The sequence below is a fragment of the Brakhagea baltica genome (assembly GCF_052161605.1).
Lineage (GTDB): Bacteria > Planctomycetota > Planctomycetia > Pirellulales > Pirellulaceae > JBKCUI01.
The window spans coordinates 3761139-3778433 of the sequence record NZ_CP197409.1; the positions used below are offsets into that span (position 1 = coordinate 3761139).

Here is a 17295-nt window from a genome sequence, read left to right on the forward strand (position 1 = left end):
TGTACACGCGACTCCGTTGGAATGCACTTATGAACAAGAAGCAAGATCGAATCAAATCGCTGATGAAGGCCCGAAAGGCTTTAGACAGCCGACGTAAAGATAATTCTACGGACGCTGCGCCGATCTACATTACATACCGCCATCCTGACAATCTCTTCGCCATTGATTACCCTGCGCACTGGAGAATAGAAAAGACAGACGATGGATCGGCCGAGTTCTCCGCGACGGAGACAGGCGATAGGGCCGGAATCATGCTCTTTCGCGTCCCCTTGCCTATTGACGCCGAGCAAATTGAAAAGTCGGGTCGCTTTAAACAAATTGCCACAGCAATGTTTGCTAAGGTCGATTCGACCAACGTTCGTAGCGACCCAACAATCATCTACAGCAACTACACAGCCGATCGACCAGAGGAGAATCAAGCCGGACAGCGCTGGTTCGTATTGGCAGCCGATTTGATTCTCGGCATTTCTACAAACTGCACGGTTGAAAAAAAGGAAACCTACCTCCCGCTTTTCGAACGAATGTTATCGTCACTACGAATCAACCGCGATGATGAGGTGCTCGCTAGTCGAATCCTCACTCGCGTTCTTCATGCTATCACCGCTGCATTGCCTGACTCCAAGGTGCAGAATGATGGACTGACCATAAAGACAGACAAATTCGAGGTCTCTATCGAAAATCTTCTGGCTCAGGTCAAACGCAATCCGGTTCGGCTAGACGAGATCGTGGATCAGTTTATTCGGGGCACCTTGGGCCTGTCTCGTCACCAGAAGGCGATTGGGCGAGAGTTGTGGGACGAAGTGCGTGGCCGAATCCAACCGATGCTCAAAACAGACAAATACATTCAAGAAGCCAATGAGCGCACGACTCGCAAAGGCCAAGACTCCGACAGCTCTTCGTTTTTAGTCAGTCTTCCGTGGCTTGCTGATCTAAGAATCTGCTTTGCTATCGACGACAAAGCCACATTCCGTTTCATCAACAGCTATGACATCCAGCGCTGGAATATTTCTCTTGAGACCATTGCACAGGTTGCTATAGAGAATTTAGAAGCGCTCCCCGAGCCAAAGTTACTAGTCATGAAGATCGATGAGAACGAACCCGCAGTCGGAGGCTTGCAACCTTCCGCAGGAGCCGTCTCGAGCTACCTGCTTCATCCAAAGCTGCACAAAATTGCCAGCAGCCAAATGGAGGGCGAAATCGCTGCTGCGGTCCCATCTCGCGATGCCTTGATTCTATTTGAGTATCGTGGTCAGCGTACAGCGCTACTGAAAGCGGTTTCCCATGACTTTTCAACGACCAATCACCCTGTCTCCGACCGTCTCTTCCGAGTCACTCCCGACGGTATCGCGCTGCTTTAGTGAGGAAAACAAGCTTGAGTCATGACACCTTTGTTTACTTGGTTGAGCCGACCAACCATTCCGCATAATCGAATTCAGATCGCATCAATTAAAACTGTAGCCGAATCGTTCGGCGGTCTCACCAGCAATATTCCAGATCTCGGCATGTTGCGAGGTGCTTAGGCGTATATTGCAGTTCGGTGCAGAAACATGTTCTAGATTCAGCGCATTTTTCCCCAAGTCACAACAGTCTCTAATCGTGTTCCAAACCGGATACGGCGACTGACAAAGCTCTTCAAACTTTACGACGGCAGCTTGGGATTTTCGATGCGAGTTGGTTTCTATCCATGTCAACGCTTTGGCATAAACGTCTCTCCACTGAATTGCGTACAAGATATGATCCTGATTGCTTGAAGCCGCTAGCTCTAACTGTTGGATCGATTGCTGGCTCAGCCGAATCGGTACGCGTTGAGGTCCGAATTCGTAGTGGCCGGCTGCTTGAAGATACGTGCCCAGGTGTGGGGTACTTTTTGCGTAGGACGAAAAGAGTTCATGCTGTCGTACTAACGAATCGACGTGGCTTATTGGATGGCGAATCGGGATGATAATTCGAGCGTCGGGAAAGAGCTTCGTAAGATAATCGATTCGGGTGAAATAATAATTGTTCTTGGAGGCGTACCGGTCTGCGTCGCGCAAGGCGAGGATCTTGTTAATGTGCTCCTTGTAGAAACGAACGAATCGAGGGTTGTCAGTTGATTCTGGTATTTCATGAATCGTGCTTCGTTCATGAATCCAAGGGAACCAAGATTGCCAGATGGGTTCGTCCATCGATTCAGGGCTCTCGGGAGTAATCGCGATACGATCTCGGTGCGGGCGTTCCACTGGCGAATTCGTAGCTGGTTTAGCAAATCGTTGTTGAAATCGATTCCATAACCAAGGGGTCGCCAGGAAGGGGAAATCGCAGTACCGATGGGTTCCGATGCGTGGGCACTTGGAAAGCAGTTCTAACAAAATGGTCGAGCCGGAACGTGCCAATCCCGTGACAAAGATGGGACGATCTATCGGTTTATGGATGACCTCGGGCTCAAGCCAGCAGTTCTCAATGCTACTTAAACGGTTGAGTAAACCTGATGCGCGGTACGCCAGATTCGCAAGCCAGACGTCACTGCGACTAAGGTGCATGATGGCCAGATTTCCGAGGCGATAAAAACAGAGTGACTAGGCCCAGAGTCAGAGCGGCAATCGAGGTTGCTACCACATAGGTCCACGCTTCCCGAAGGAACAAAGCCAGCCCCAACCCCGCTGCAAACGGCAATAGAGCTAGAATGCTTTGCACGATTCTATAACCTGCAATTCGCGTTGAAACCTTCAGCAATTCCCCGTAAGCCGAAAAGAACGTCTTGGACGATTCGGGATTGGAAAGATCGATCAGTTTCGTGAGAATCATCCGAGTGTTCGGTAAATCGGACATGGGCCATATCCGATAGAACCAGACAAATCCCATCCACCAAGAAGCGATTCCAGCGACCAGACCGACAGCGATGGCTATGGCGAATAGTATGGGAGTTACTCCTCAGTCGCGGGCCTGGTGTTGCGGTTTTGTAACCAGCGCCTGAAAAGTCGTATGGGATAGAGGATTGGGCCGATGAGGGCTAAGCCGATGACGCAAGCGACAGCGACCAAGGCACCAATCATCGAGAGACCAGCACCAGGCCCAACGTAGGCAAAGCAATCAATCATGTTCATCGGTAGTCACCTTTCAATGGGCGTTTGAGGAATATGCGTTTCTTCATTTATCGTTTAAGTCGAGCAAGAAATCCGCTTTATTAACATATCTCGCCGAGCCAATCTTTAATCGCTTTTCAGGAATGATATCGGTCCCAGCGATGTATTCCCAAGTTAGTTTGTTATCCGTCAGATCGATTTCCCATACGCAACCCGTGTGAGTCAAAACCATCAGCGCTCGCGTGCCATCATCCGATACGTCTAAGAATCCGCTATTGGGAGTCGAGATATGGTCTATGACGACGCTTTCCGACTTTGGAAATATGGTTTCTGTTCTCGTACCAGTGAGACTTATAAATGCCAGTCTCGTTCCTCCTTGATCATTTTTGCCACCGAGGTTGTCGAAAACCAGCAACCCATCCCGCCAGGGGACAGGACTATGTTGTCCTATGGTTGTGCCAATCGAATGCCATTTCACCTGATTCGTCTTGTTGTCGATGATTGCGACGCAGTTGATGTTTCGAAGAGATACCACCAAATCATCACGATCCAGCCAATCGAATTGGTCGGCTAGCATCTCACCAACGGGGCGTACGTCGTTCAAGTGAAGGGGATCATCGGTAAAGTAAACAAGATCGTTAGCGCGAAACAGCTGTCCAGACAATCCGGAGTCAATCAACATCTGCAGAACATCATGTCGAGAAAGCTCGTTGCCATCTGCATCAAGTTCTAAGATCTGATCTCGGTAGATTTTGCCTGTGGGAGATTCGATCTCGCCTGATGTATCTCCGACAGGAATAGGGCTGCTCACTATCTCGAGAGCCGGCACAAAGATCCGACCGTCTTCGGTGACAGAAAAATTGTGATGAGCAAAGTTCTCTTTTTTCCAAAGAAGGTTCGAGTTCTTATCGAGCTTGGCAATCCCGACGGAGAATGGAAATGTATTGAGCCCATGAAAGGTTGTTAGCAGGTCACCATTTTCATATACGTAGACGCAAACGGGACCCACGGCACCTGATATACCGGGCACTCGGTTCACTTGCTCGAGTTGTGTCCAAAGGTCGGGGCTTGCTCGCCATCCGTGTACCACCTGCCCGTCGCGATCAATGAGCGATGCCAGCAATCCGTCCGGATGAAGAGTCGATATTTTCGTCGAACCTGAGGTCAGCAGCACATACTCGGAGTGATCGCGTTCCCGATGCCAAATGGCCGTCGGCACTTTGATCTCAGTTCGCATGCTCCCTAGGTGAGTTTCTTCGACTTGCGACCGAAGAATGGCGGAATAGGCGTACCCCGCATCACGGATGAGGACGTAAGGAAACCATTGGTATTGGCCTACGCAGTAGCCATAGAAAAAAATCAAAACCCATAGACTAAACCTGAGCGACAGCCTCCAAAAAAAAGCTTGCAATCGCTCGATCGTCGATGGTGGGATCTCACCAGTCATGGGTTGTCACGATTTTGAGAGGAAGAGAAGCTGTCCCAAGCCGTACGGCAACGGAGCGCACGAACCCGTAACAGTACGCAACACCGCAATTTCCAAAGGGTTTCGATACAAACCCTGAGTTGTTGGATATTCAACGCTCTTTGTTGATATCGGGTATTGCGGCTTGTTGACAAATGCAACGCAATTTGCATTCTTTTTGGTTTGGCTCCCTAGGAACCGACTATTGTTGGAACGAAAGCTCCCTCCCAGCGAGAAAATTCCTTAAAGAGCATCGGGGGGCGTTGGGCGAGTCACTATTTAGCGAGAAACGTGAAGCTCCGCAGGTCAAGCCTGCGGCATCTTTCCTCTATCCCACAAGCCGAATTGAGTTCAAAGCCGGAAAAGGAATGTCTAGCGTCGTACAAGTAACAATACGCTTTGCAAACAAGGGTTCGAATTAGAATCACTTGTGTTACAAGCCTGTGACCCAACCAAACTGAAAGAAAGACTGTCTACGGTAGCGGTGGTAAGCGAAGCTCTTCGGAATTCGATCCATGGCAAAGCGACATATTCATTTCTGCACCGACATCTGAATTGGCCCGAACCCACCTCGAAGCAGCGAAGAGAGACACAAAGGAAGCCAACTTCGGGCAATTGATCCCTAAATATGGTTCAACTACTCCCGATTCAGTTGATTCCATAGTTGGATTATCGATCTGCCATCGTAAGTTCATCCGCAATCATCTCTGCTTGCTTTAGTACGGTCTCTGTTGCGAGAAGTTGCATGTCGGGGGGATAGCCGAACTGTCGCAGGGTACGTTTGACAATAACCTTCAATTTTGACCGGACACTGTCCTTGATAGTCCAATCGATCGATGCGTTTTCACGAACCTTCTGAGTCAATACTACGGCTAGCTCACGCAGCTTGTCCTGCTGCATTAACTCTCTCGCACTGTCATTGTTTGCTACTGCTGTGTAGAACGCGTACTCAAACTCGCTTAGCCCAAGCTGCTTGGCTTCGCCATCAGAGGCAACAATATCTTTGCTGAGCTTGATGAGCTCGTCCATGACTTCAGCAGCAGTAAGAATTTTATTTTGGTATCGCTTGATCGATGTCTCCAGCATCTCCAGCAAGGCTTTGCTTTGAACAAGGTTTCGTCGTGCACGGGATTTCAACTCGTCGTTCAAGAGCTTACGGAGGACTTCGAGGGCGATGTTCTTGTGCTCGTGATCCTTGAGCTCGGCGAGGAATTCGTCGGAGAGAATGGAAATGTCAGGTTTCTTAATCCCCGCAGCATCGAAGACGTCGATGACTTGGTCGGATACGAGCGCTTGATCAATGACTTGGCGAATGGATGTTTCTATTTCGGCATCACTGCGTCCTTCACCGGTCGGTTCAAATTTGACGAGGCGAGCTTTGACGGCCTGAAAGAAGCCGACTTCGTCCTTGGCGTCCATGGCTTGCTCATGAGGTACTGCGATGGCGAACGCCTTGGAAAGGGCGGTGACCGAGTCGATGTAGCGTTTTTTGCCGTCGGGCAAGCCGAGAATATGATTCTCGGCAGCTAAGATAGTGCTAAGCTTGGTGGATGTATCGGCGTCGAAGTAGTTTTCATAGGCAAAGCCATGGTACATGGCTGATACGACCTCGATCTTTTCAAGCATGATTTCCACCGCTTGCTCTTGCGCAACCGTTGGATCACCTTTCCCTCCCGCATCAGAATAGAACGAAAGAGCTTCTTTAAGATCTGCGGCAATGCCTAGATAATCGACGACCAGGCCACCGGTCTTGTCTTTGTAAACGCGGTTCACGCGGGCGATGGCCTGCATGAGGTTGTGGCCCTTCATCGGTTTGTCGATGTACAACGTGTGCATGCTGGGGGCATCGAATCCGGTTAGCCACATGTCGCGAACGATAACCAACTCCAACGGATCGTCGTCGTCCTTCATCCGCTCGGCCAGCAATTTGCGTTGCTCTTTGCTGGTGTGGTGCTTGGCGAGCAATGGACCGTCACTGGAGGCGGCGGTCATGACGACTTTGATTTTGCCTTTGGTCAAATCGTCAGAGTGCCAGTCAGGACGCAGTTTGATGATTTCAGCATAGAGCTCGGCGGCGATGCGGCGTGACATGCTGACGATCATGCCTTTGCCCTTTTGAGCCGACTGGCGAGTCTCAAAATGTTGGACCATGTCTTGTGCGATGTTGCGGATACGTTGCTCACTGCCGATGAGCGCTTCCATCTTGGTCCATTTCGCCTTGGCCTTTTGCGTTTCGGTTAAATCCGCTTCTTCAAGTTCTTTATCAAGCTCTTTGATTAGCCGCTTGCCTTCGTCGCTGAGCGCCACTTTGGCCAAGCGGCTTTCGTAAAAGATGCGAACGGTCGCTCCGTCTTCGACGGCTTGAGCGATATCGTAGATATCGACATAGTTGCCGAATACGGCGGGCGTGTTGACATCGGACTTTTCGATCGGTGTGCCCGTGAAGCCCAGGTAAGTCGCGTTGGGCAATGCGTCTCGCAGATATTTGGCAAAGCCGTATACGATACGTTTGCCGACGACGTTGCCTGTTTCGTCTTTTACGTCGACATTCTTGGCTTGGAATCCATACTGGGTGCGGTGAGCTTCGTCGGCAATAACAACGATGTTTTGACGTGCGCTCAGCTCAACATGGATGTTCTCGCCGTCAGGCGGCTGGAACTTTTGTATGGTGGAAAAGACTACGCCACCAGCAGCCACTCGCAGGAGTTCTTGCAAACTCTCGCGGGATTCCGCCTGCACGGGTTCTTGTCGGAGCAGTTGTTTGGCCGATGCAAAGGTGTCAAAGAGTTGATCGTCGAGGTCATTGCGGTCGGTGATTACCAAGATGGTCGGGTTGTTCATGGCAAGCACGATCTTGCCGGTATAAAAGACCATCGACAAACTCTTGCCGGAACCTTGTGTATGCCACACCACCCCCGCTTTGCGGTCACCGCGAGGCTGTTGGCGTACACCGGGCAAGTTATAACTCTCCGGAGTTTCAGCAATGCACAACTCCCCCAGATTTCTTTCTCCCCTCGCCCCGCTTCGGGGAGAGGGGCCGGGGGTGAGGGGTATCGCATCAAACCCAGCAGCTCTAAGCGTCGACTCAACGGCCGCATTGACGGCATAGTACTGATGATACGCCGCCAATTTTTTAACCGTTGTAATCGTGATCTGTTTAGTAACCGGATCTTCACGTTTCGATTTTTCAAAGACGATGAAGTGGCGAACAAGGTCCAGCAACGTAGCAGGCGCGAGCATGCCAGCGATGATGGTTTCCATCTGGCCGACCATGGGCGAGGCCTCGGTCTTACCGTCCGCAGTCTTCCAAGCCATAAAGCGCGAGTAGCCGGCTGAGATCGAGCCTGCTTTGGCTTCTAGTCCATCGGAGATGATGGTGAACGCGTTGGTGATAAACAGGCTCGGAATAGTAGATTTGTATGTTTCCAATTGATGAAAGGCAGACTTGATCGTGGCGTTTTCATCGCCGGCATTTTTCAGTTCGATCACCACCAGTGGTAAGCCATTGACGAACAGAATCAAATCGGGCCGTTTGTTGTGATGGTTCTCAACCACCGTGAATTGGTTAACGACGAGGAAGTCATTATTGGCGGGGTTCTCAAAATCGATCAGCCAGAGCTTATCGCCCCGTTCGTCACCGTCTTGGTGTTTGGTAACCGTGATGCCTTCGGTGAGCAAACGATGGAAGGCTTCGTTATCGGCGAGTAGAATAGGCGACTGGATGCGTAGCACTTCTTTGATGGCAGCATCGCATTGCTCTGAAGTGAGATGCGGGTTGATCCGCGTGGCGGCAGAACGCAAACGCTCGACAAGAATCACATCGGCATAGCTAGTTCGCTCGGGAGCCGGACCGTCAAAGGCAATGACATTACCATGAATATACTGGTAGCCCAGGGCTTCCAAACGCTCAATGGCCAGTTCCTCGATCGCCGACTCGGTGAGTTTATTCATACTGAACCCTTACCTCGCCGGACATGAGTTTCGGTAGTAAAGTGTCCCTTAGGTTTTCCAGATTGTGAATTTGCTTCAAATTCCGCACGATTTTCTGGATCGCTGGCACGACGACAGCATTGAATTCAGATAGTCGATCAGGACTCGGAATTTTGATTGCATACTGCGAAAGTGCGTGCCAGTCAGTTCGAGGCATACGGGTTCCACCAGATCCTAAATTCGCATACTCGACTACTTCATCTTGAAAAAATGCAAACAAGCAATAGGCGACTAGATCACTGCTTTTCGCGCGAATAACCAAAATATCCGTCGAACAGACTCCATCAAATGGTGCAATACAAACTTTGTGAAAGTAAGGACGAAGCTTTCCAAAAAGTATGTCATTTTGTTGAAACGCATATTTGTTGCTTCCCACATCGGAACCAGTTCCATGTTGAAGTAACGCAATGGATCGTCGACCAATATGCTCCAATCCGATGTATTTCGACTCGCGCTGTATCCGTTCGGCGGGAACGGCATCGCGAACATTCTGTGCTATATCAGCTAGATTTCCCTCTTCCCAATCTTCGCCCGCCTCTTCTACAAACCACTGGCGGAAGAGGGTTTCGGCCATGGCTTCGAGGGTTTTGTTCTGGCGGTGCAACAGGTCGATCTTTTCGTCCAGGCTTGTTAGAACGTCAGCAATTGCTTTTTGCTCTTCTATAGGTGGCAGCAGTATAGGCACTTTCTGAAGAATTTGCGTGTTCAGGTTTGGCATAATCGTGCCGACCGCATTGCTACTTATCCAGCCTCTTACATCGGGTGTCGAAAGCGACAGTGCTACGAATTTGGGGTTAACGCGATCTGACTTGAAGCGGACCCTAATACATCCAGTACCGCACAGCCAACCATCCTGTTCGTCCGTAACAAAAGCGCATTTTTCAACATCGCCACGACGTGAGTAAACGATGTCTGTTGGCTGCACTCGATACTTTGCCAAACGCTGAGCATCTGATTCGCGAATCCTTGCTATTTCCGCTGTTACTATATCAAGCCTACCGCCAATGTTCTTCGGCATGATTGAAGGAACGCCGCTTGGAACGTAGTCGCTGGCATGAAGCTGACTTCCGAACGGTCCAGTTTGGATAGAAGCAAATTCACCAAGTTCGTGTTCGGTCCAATCACTCATTTTTCACCTCCCCCAATTCCGCTTCGATCTGTTCTATCGTCGGTAGTGATGATCGCAGTTCATCTGGCAGATGTTCGGTGATTTGATACTCGCTGACGCCAATGGGTTTGGTCAGGTCGCGGAGCGAGTATTCAACAGTGATATCGCTCTTGCTTTTGCAGATGAGAATGCCGAGCGTAGGTCCGTCGGCTTCGGTGCGGACTTGGCTGTCGACTGCGGAAATGTAAAAGTTCAGCTTGCCGGCGTACTCGGGTTTGAACTTGTCGACCTTCAGTTCGATGACGATGTAGCAGTGTAGCTTTAAGTGATAAAACAGTAGGTCTATGCTGTACTCGTCGCCGTCGATGTTGAGCTTGTACTGCCGACCTACGAAAGCGAAGCCTGCACCGAGCTCGAGCAGGAACTTAGTGAGGTGAGCGATCAGGCCGTCTTCGAGTTCCCGTTCGTTGTGTCGCTCAGTCAGCGTCAGGAAATCAAAGTTGTACGGGTCGCGGAGCAATTGCCGGGCGAGGTCGCTCTGGGGTTTGGGTAGCGTGGCTTCAAAATTGTCGATCCCTCTGCCTTGTCGCAAGTGCAGTCCGGATTCGATCTGATGGGTCAAGACGGCTCGCGACCAGTTGTGTTCGATGGTCTTTCGAAGGTAGAACAGGGCATCGTCTGGTTTTTTTAACTTGTCCATGATGACACGATTATGGCCCCATGGAACAAGGAATAGTTGGTTTTTGGAATGGTTGTGAATTTGTGCCACAGGTTGTGGCATAATTGACTTTTCCCGATTTGATTCCAGACTCTCTCCTAATTGGGCCACAGGTTGTGGCCCAATTTCAAACAGCGGTGACCAGAATCGCACCCATTGCCGCATGTACTTGAGATTGCGCAGTGAAAACCCTTTGATTTCTGGAAATTCCGCCTTCAAATCGTTGCTCATCTGTTCGAGGAAGCCTTCCCCCCATTTGGCGGACTGCTGCTTCTCAAGAATCTGCTCGCCGAGGTACCAGTAGAGTTCCAAGAGCTCGCGGTTGACTGCAATGGCCGCTTTAATCTGCGACGACTGAATACGCTCCTTGATGGAAACGATCCATTGTCTATAGTCGTTGTTGCGTAACAAGTCGCTCATGGTTACACCTTGATCTTGGCTAGATTTTCTGCGATGGCTTTGTTTAACTTGGCTTCGTCAACGAGTTGAGCTTCGAATTCAGCCTTTAACGCCTGGAAGCGTTCGACGAAGTTGAAATCATCCTCTTCGTCGGGTAGGCCCACATAACGGCCGGGTGTTAGCACATAATCCAGTTCCGCGACCCTATCGATCGGAACCGAGGCACAGAAGCCTTTGATATCTTTGTAACCCCTCACCCCAGTCCCGTCTCCCAGAGACGGGACGATGGGAGAGGAAGGATCTTGGGTTCGCCACGCATGATAAGTGGAGGCAATTAGTTCAATGTCTGCTTGAGATAGCTCGCGTGTACGTCGGTTAATCAGATGCCCTAAGTTGCGAGCGTCGATAAACAGAATCTCGCTACCGCGTGGGTGACCAGCTGCGTTGCCTTTCTTGGGGCGGGCACGGTTCAGGAACCAAAGGCCTGCAGGGATCTGCGTGTTGAGAAACAGCTTGGCTGGCAAGTTAACGATACAGTCGATGAGATTTCCGTCGGCGATGAGGGCCTTGCGAATCTCCCCCTCTCCACTCGTCTTGCTGGTCAATGCACCTTTTGCCAAAACCACCCCGGCACGTCCGGACGGTGCTAAGTGAAACACGAAGTGTTGAAGCCAAGCAAAATTTGCGTTACCGACTGGTGGGACACCGTAATTCCAGCGTCCGTCTTTGCGAAGTAGTTCGCCACTCCAGTCACTGACGTTGAACGGCGGATTGGCGATGATGAAGTCCGCTTTGAGATCCGGGTGAGCATCGTTGAGGAACGAGCCTTCGTTATTCCAAGCGACCTGAGACGCATCAATGCCACGGATGGCTAAGTTCATTTTGGCAAGACGCCATGTCGTTTGATTGCTTTCTTGACCATAGATCGAGATATCGTTGACGCGGCCTTGGTGCTCAGTGACAAACTTTTCACTTTGTACGAACATGCCACCCGATCCGCAGCAAGGGTCAAACACGCGACCTTTGTAGGGTTCCAGCATCGCGACGAGCAGTTCAACAATGGATCGTGGCGTATAGAACTGGCCCCCTTGTTTGCCTTCTGCGAGTGCAAACTCTCCGAGGAAGTACTCGAACACATGACCAAGAACGTCGGCACTGCGAGCTTTGGCATCGCCCATGGCGATGTTGCCTACGAGATCGATAAGTTCTCCTAGGCTTGTCGGGTCAAGGTTCTGCTTAGCGAATACCTTTGGTAGCACTCCCTTGAGAATCGGATTTTCCTTTTCGATCGCGTCCATCGCATCATCGACGGTCTTTCCGATGGTGGGCTGCTTAGCTTGGCTCAGCAGATAGGACCAGCGAGCTTGCTGAGGCACGAAGAATACATTCTCACCTTTGTATTCGTCTTTATCTTCTGGATCGGCACCGGCGTACTCTCCTTCACCCGAAGCTAGTTTTGTATGAAGCTCTTCGAATGAGTCTGAGATATATTTGAGAAATATGAGCCCGAGAACGACGTGCTTATATTCTGCTGCATCGATGTTTTTTCGCAGCTTGTCAGCCGCCTTCCAAAGCTGTTTTTCTAGTGGCTCTTCCTTGGTATCCTGACTTGCCTTTTTCTTTGCCACTCTAATCTATCCAATCTGAGGAGATTGCTGCCTAATATCGAGCTTTAAGTGTGGGCCTACCCATAGGTGCGGTCAAGCCAATCCTCTCGTCTTTTTCCCTGTCCAGCAGACTCAGCAGAGAGCAAGGGGAGTGCAAAGAAAAGCGACAATCGTTACCATGACGACTTGGGAAGAGGCTAGGAATTTGGCGGAATCGCGGCTAGGTTGCTCGCGGTTCAGCTCGCTGACCAACCATGGAAAGCCTCATGAGGCAAGTCTTGGGTTTTCCCTAGCTTTTCGTTGACTTTTTGATTGCTTTAAGGGATTTGAGGAAGGCATGATTCAGTTCTACAACAGTCTTACACGGAGGTCCGAGTCTTTTGAGCCTTTCGACAAGAAGACCGTTCGCATGTATTCTTGCGGCCCGACGGTCTACGATTTTGCCCACATTGGAAATTTTCGGTCCTTTTTGTTCGCGGATTTGCTCAGGCGATTTTTAGAGGCCAGCGGCTACGAAGTCATTCACTTGATGAACATCACCGACGTCGGCCACATGGTGGAGGAAACCGATGAAAACGGGGTGGCATTGGACAAAATGGAGGTGGCAGCCAAACGCCTTAAGGAGTCCAAGAAAAGTGGCAAGGTGGAGGACGGTTCCGTCGACGACCCCAATGACCCTTACCAAATCGCCAATTACTACACCAAGGCGTTTCTGGATGATGGCAAGAAATTAGGGCTCAAGGTCGCTAGCGAGTACCCAGACCGGGTCATGCACGCGACCGGATACATCCAAGAGATGATCGCCATGATCGAAAAGCTCATCGCGAATGGTCACGCCTACGTCGGCAAGGACGGGGCGGTCTACTACAGTGTTGAGTCGTTTCCTCGCTACGGTCAGTTGAGCGGGAACACTTTGGAGGGGTTGCTGAGTGGTGCAGGCGGCCGGGTGAGCGACCAAGACCAATCGAACAAAAAACATCCGGCTGACTTTCTGCTGTGGAAACCCGATCTCAAGCACCTCATGAAGTGGGATTCCCCGTGGGGAGCCGGCTATCCAGGATGGCACATCGAATGCTCAACCATGGCGATGGCAAAGTTCCAATGCGATATCATCGATATCCACACCGGGGGCGAGGACCTGGTCTTTCCGCACCACGAATGCGAAATCGCCCAATCGTGTGGTGCCTCCGGAAAAGATGTCTTTGCACGTTTTTGGATGCACACCAAGTTCTTGCTCGTCGAAGGCGAAAAGATGTCGAAGAGCAAAGGCAACTTCTACACAGTTCGCGATATTCTGGACGGCAAGGCGACCGGCAACCCAATCCACCCTGCCGCGTTGCGGTACGAATTGATCCGCTCCCATTACAGCACTCAGTGCAACTTTACGATTAAGGGGTTACAAGATTCGGCCAATGCGGTGCGTAAATTCACGGAGTTTGCGGAGAAGCTCGAGGCGGGGGCTGCCGGTCAAACCATCCCAGACCGAGCCGCATCGCTCGAGCACCCGATCGTTAAAGAATTCTTGGCTGCTTTGGCAGATAATTTGAACATCAGCCAGGCTCTGGCCGTACTGCACCAGTGGATGTCCAAGCCAGGCGATGATCCTGCTGTGGAACTGGGGGCCTTGAAGGTGATCGATAGTGTACTCGGAATCACTGAGCTGACGAAGACATCCACAGGGGGAGACGATTCCCGCGTACAAGAACTTTGCCGAATGATCGACGAGGCTCGAACTCGCAAAGATTATGCGGCAGCTGATCTGCATCGCAATGAGCTTGTTGCCCTGGGGTATGAAGTTCGATCCAGCCCGCAAGGAACGCAGGCTCGCAAAAAGTTCGGCTAGTAAACCATTGATAAGTTGACCCGGAGAGCAAAATTTGATCGCAGTCGAGAAGCTTACCAAGCGTTACAGCGAAGAGTCGTTGGCTCTCGATGGCGTGACATTTGAAGTGCAATCCGGAGTAACTTACGGCTTGTTAGGCCCTAACGGAGCAGGCAAGACCACAACGCTCCGTATTATCATGGGATTGCTTCAACCAACCAGTGGTGAAGCAACGATTCTGGGGTGCAGGGTTTCCGAAGACCCCTTGAGGATCAAGAGTCTAATCGGATTGGTATCCGCGAGCGCTGGTCTATACCAATGGCTCACGCCCCGCGAAGTACTGCGGTACTTTGCTATCGGATTCGGGCTTAGCCAAGAACAAGCTCTGGCTCGGTCCGAGGAGCTGTGCCGAGTAATGGAGCTGGAGCGCTTCATGGACCGCCGCTGTGCAACTCTGAGCACCGGCCAGACGCAGAGGGTAAATCTCGCGCGTGCACTCATCCATGATCCGCCGGTCGTTCTACTCGATGAACCGACGCGAGGTTTGGATGTTGTCGGATCGAAGATTGTATTTGACTACGTCGATTTTCTCCGCAATCTTAACAAAGCCATCATCGTTTCAACGCATCAACTAGATGAAGCCGAGAGGCTTTGCGATCGATTCGGTTTATTGCACCGAGGGAAACTAAAATACGAGGGCTCTCTGGAACAATTGAGAGAGGAAACGGGGGAGCCGACACTGGTTCAAATGTTCTTGAGATTGCTACGAGATGATTCGGTGCCGATTCCTGCGTTCGCCAAGGAGGAAGCATGAGTTTCTCATCAGACTCCCAGGGTGACGATGCGAAACAGGCTAACGGTGCCTCGTCTGTTGAGCAAAACAGGCCTGCAGGAAAAGCTTCGCGATTCACGTGGTTTCAGCAGCTTGAGTTTATTTCGAAAGAGTTGAGAGAAACACTACGTGATCGGCGAACCATCGTCACGCTCTTAGCGATGCCTCTTTTGTTGTACCCGTTGATTGGATTGGGGTTTCGTTTTTTAGCGTTACAACAAGTAGCCGCAACAGCAAGCGTATTTCGACTGGCGTTCGAAACCGAAGAGGAGGCCCGCTATGTTATGGATCTCATTGAACTTTCTGAGAGTGTTAAGAGAAGCCAGCAGGAGCAAGCGACCTTCGCTCAGTCAGCAGTTCCACCCTCTCAATCCGATCCAATCGATCCTCTTAATCAATCGATTGCTTCCCCAGCCGAACCGCCGAAAATCGAAATCTTCGTTCCTAACGATATCTCTGAGTTCAATCTTGATCAGGCCGTTGAAACGGGAGTAGCTGACCTAGGGGTGCGGGCAAAAATGACTGCTCCCACACGCGAGAAACCGTGGGTTTCGGGTCGCTTGGAAATCATTGAGAACAGCGCGTCGGCACTCAGTCAAAATGCGGCTGCTTATCTGGAAAAAAGCTTTGCCAGGTCCAATCTGGAGCTAGTCCGAGTGTGGGCAAAAACGCGGGATGCTAACTTTGAGTTACCCGTCGAACAGACCAAAACCAAACTGAACGCTGGCAGCAGTCAATCCCCAGTACTCGGATTGTTTCCCCTGATCTTATTATTGATGACGGTTACTGGTGGTGTCTATCCCTCGATCGACTTGACCGCTGGAGAGCGAGAACGCAACACGCTAGAGACGTTGATCTCGTTACCGGTACCGAAGTTTCGATTATTGTTCGCCAAGTTTTGCGCAGTTGTCACGGTCACCATGATGACTGGTCTCATCAATCTAGTGGCAATGTCGGTAACGTTGTATGCGTTGCAACTCGATGTGGCATTGCTAGGACCGAACGGGTTCACCTTGTCTTTAGGGCTCAAGCTGTTGTTGGCTCTCACCGCCTTTGCTCTCTTCTACTCAGCAGTGCTCTTGCTTATCACTAGTTCCGCTCGGAGTTTCAAAGAGGCTCAAGCGTATCTTATACCTCTGCTATTATTGTCGATTGGCCCAGGGATGGTTATTCTCATGCCGGGCTGGAGTCTCGGTCGGGGCACTGCGGTGATACCTCTTGTTAATATTTTGCTTTTGACCAAGGAATTTTTGGAAGGAACAGCATTATTCGTACCGGCATTGGTCGCGATCGTATCGACCTTACTTTATGGTGTGGCAGCCTTGGCGATCGCAGCACAGATTTTCGGGTCCGATGCTGTAGCGGTCGGCAGCCGGGGCCGATGGCGAGATCTCGTTAGACGACCCGATGAGCCTCAACGTTCAGCATCGATTGCCTTGGCTTTGATTGGCCTAGCGATCTTGTTCCCGGCATACTTCGTTGCGTCGGGGGCACTGTCTCGGGACAGCAACGCGGCGCATACAGAGAGGCTGATTTGGTCGGGCGGGTTGACGATCGCTTTGTTTGCAGGACTGCCTTGTTTGTTGCTGTTGTGGCATCGCGTCAAGCTGAGCGATGGGTTAGCGTTATTCCGGACCTCTTGGATGTACTGGATAGGAGCAGTTCTGATCGGTCTGTCCGCTTGGCCGTTCATCTTTGAGATCGTGGTCTGGAGTCATGGTATCGGGCTGCGTGGGCTTGACCCTGCCAAGATGGAAATTGTCGAGAAACTGCTCGAGGGCTGGAAGCAAGTTCCCTTGCCACTGATCATTTTGGCGCTGGGGATCATACCGGGTGTCTGTGAAGAAGTGTTCTTTCGGGGCTTTTTGTTTGGCGGCATGCGAGAATACGTCAGCGGCAAATGGACCATATTGGCGACAGCTGTTCTTTTCGGGCTCTTTCACTTGGTGCTGGCTGGGGGGGCTGCCCCCGAGAGGCTGCTACCGAGTACGATCATGGGGCTGATATTGGGTTGGGTCCGATGGAAGAGTGGTTCGCTGATCCCAGGGATTCTGCTCCATGCCACCCATAATTCGTTGCTGTTGGGAATAGCGAAGAATCGGGATGAGCTGGAGGGGTGGGGGCTTGGTGGGATTCATGAGACCCATTTACCAGGAACTTGGTTGGCGGCGGCAGCATTTGTACTAATATTGGGTGTTGGCTTGGTTTTTGTGGCCAAGTCCCGAGTTTCGACTGCGGAAGAGACGGTTCCGTAGGGCCGAGCCTGGCCTATTTTCGACACTTCTAGCCGAT

Annotated in this window: 12 protein-coding genes; 4 read left to right on the forward strand and 8 right to left on the reverse strand. The window is 51.0% G+C overall.

Annotation, left to right across the window (positions count from 1 at the left end; translation table 11 throughout):
* Positions 1-29 precede the first annotated feature (29 nt).
* Complete coding sequence (locus tag SH449x_RS14390) at positions 30-1358, forward strand: DUF1444 family protein (protein ID WP_482376765.1); 1329 nt, start codon at positions 30-32, stop codon at positions 1356-1358.
* A gap of 84 nt (positions 1359-1442) precedes the next feature.
* Here SH449x_RS14390 and SH449x_RS14395 read toward each other — a convergent pair whose 3' ends face one another.
* From SH449x_RS14395 to SH449x_RS14430, 8 genes are all read right to left on the reverse strand, one after another.
* A complete protein-coding gene (locus SH449x_RS14395; RefSeq protein ID WP_482376766.1) occupies positions 1443-2519 on the reverse strand; it encodes a sulfotransferase in 1077 nt (358 codons plus the stop codon).
* A complete protein-coding gene (locus SH449x_RS14400) occupies positions 2509-2808 on the reverse strand; it encodes a hypothetical protein (protein WP_482376767.1) in 300 nt (99 codons plus the stop codon). Before SH449x_RS14400 ends, SH449x_RS14395 begins: the two co-directional genes overlap by 11 nt.
* A gap of 95 nt (positions 2809-2903) precedes the next feature.
* Positions 2904-3083: a hypothetical protein gene (locus SH449x_RS14405; RefSeq protein WP_482376768.1), complete on the reverse strand. Its 180-nt coding sequence runs from the start codon at positions 3081-3083 to the stop codon at positions 2904-2906.
* A gap of 43 nt (positions 3084-3126) precedes the next feature.
* A complete protein-coding gene (locus SH449x_RS14410) occupies positions 3127-4509 on the reverse strand; it encodes an arylsulfotransferase family protein (protein WP_482376769.1) in 1383 nt (460 codons plus the stop codon).
* A gap of 687 nt (positions 4510-5196) precedes the next feature.
* The gene (locus SH449x_RS14415; RefSeq protein WP_482376770.1) at positions 5197-8478 is read right to left on the reverse strand and encodes a type I restriction endonuclease subunit R; all 3282 of its coding nucleotides are present in this window, start codon (positions 8476-8478) and stop codon (positions 5197-5199) included.
* Positions 8471-9646 (reverse strand): restriction endonuclease subunit S, encoded by a 1176-nt coding sequence (locus SH449x_RS14420; protein WP_482376771.1) that lies wholly within the window; start codon positions 9644-9646, stop codon positions 8471-8473. The genes SH449x_RS14415 and SH449x_RS14420 overlap by 8 nt, the downstream gene beginning before the upstream one ends.
* On the reverse strand, positions 9639-10763 hold the full coding sequence (locus SH449x_RS14425; RefSeq protein WP_482376772.1) for a PDDEXK nuclease domain-containing protein: 1125 nt from the start codon (positions 10761-10763) through the stop codon (positions 9639-9641). Before SH449x_RS14425 ends, SH449x_RS14420 begins: the two co-directional genes overlap by 8 nt.
* 2 nt (positions 10764-10765) lie before the next feature.
* Complete coding sequence (locus SH449x_RS14430; protein WP_482376773.1) at positions 10766-12370, reverse strand: type I restriction-modification system subunit M; 1605 nt, start codon at positions 12368-12370, stop codon at positions 10766-10768.
* A gap of 316 nt (positions 12371-12686) precedes the next feature.
* On the opposite strand from SH449x_RS14430, the gene cysS reads away from it, so the two are divergent.
* From cysS to SH449x_RS14445, 3 genes are read left to right on the forward strand one after another with little or no spacing between them, the layout of a single operon-like run.
* Complete coding sequence (gene cysS, locus SH449x_RS14435) at positions 12687-14192, forward strand: cysteine--tRNA ligase (RefSeq protein ID WP_482376774.1); 1506 nt, start codon at positions 12687-12689, stop codon at positions 14190-14192.
* A gap of 34 nt (positions 14193-14226) precedes the next feature.
* Positions 14227-14985 carry an ABC transporter ATP-binding protein gene (locus tag SH449x_RS14440; RefSeq protein WP_482376775.1) on the forward strand — a complete coding sequence of 253 codons (759 nt, stop codon included), beginning with the start codon at positions 14227-14229 and terminating at the stop codon, positions 14983-14985.
* Entirely contained in the window at positions 14982-17258 is a 2277-nt protein-coding gene (locus tag SH449x_RS14445; RefSeq protein ID WP_482376776.1) for an ABC transporter permease subunit/CPBP intramembrane protease, read from the forward strand. The genes SH449x_RS14440 and SH449x_RS14445 overlap by 4 nt, the downstream gene beginning before the upstream one ends.
* The last annotated feature ends 37 nt before the right edge of the window (positions 17259-17295 follow it).

Excerpts from the sequence above, each read along its gene's own strand:
- SH449x_RS14390 (WP_482376765.1), top strand. The coding sequence starts at position 30 with ATGAACAAGAAGCAAGATCGAATCAAATCGCTGATGAAGGCCCGAAAG.
- SH449x_RS14395 (WP_482376766.1), bottom strand. The coding sequence starts at position 2,519 with ATGCACCTTAGTCGCAGTGACGTCTGGCTTGCGAATCTGGCGTACCGC.
- SH449x_RS14400 (WP_482376767.1), bottom strand. The coding sequence starts at position 2,808 with ATGTCCGATTTACCGAACACTCGGATGATTCTCACGAAACTGATCGAT.
- SH449x_RS14405 (WP_482376768.1), bottom strand. The coding sequence starts at position 3,083 with ATGAACATGATTGATTGCTTTGCCTACGTTGGGCCTGGTGCTGGTCTC.
- SH449x_RS14410 (WP_482376769.1), bottom strand. The coding sequence starts at position 4,509 with ATGACTGGTGAGATCCCACCATCGACGATCGAGCGATTGCAAGCTTTT.
- SH449x_RS14415 (WP_482376770.1), bottom strand. The coding sequence starts at position 8,478 with ATGAATAAACTCACCGAGTCGGCGATCGAGGAACTGGCCATTGAGCGT.
- SH449x_RS14420 (WP_482376771.1), bottom strand. The coding sequence starts at position 9,646 with ATGAGTGATTGGACCGAACACGAACTTGGTGAATTTGCTTCTATCCAA.
- SH449x_RS14425 (WP_482376772.1), bottom strand. The coding sequence starts at position 10,763 with ATGAGCGACTTGTTACGCAACAACGACTATAGACAATGGATCGTTTCC.
- cysS (WP_482376774.1), top strand. The coding sequence starts at position 12,687 with ATGATTCAGTTCTACAACAGTCTTACACGGAGGTCCGAGTCTTTTGAG.
- SH449x_RS14445 (WP_482376776.1), top strand. The coding sequence starts at position 14,982 with ATGAGTTTCTCATCAGACTCCCAGGGTGACGATGCGAAACAGGCTAAC.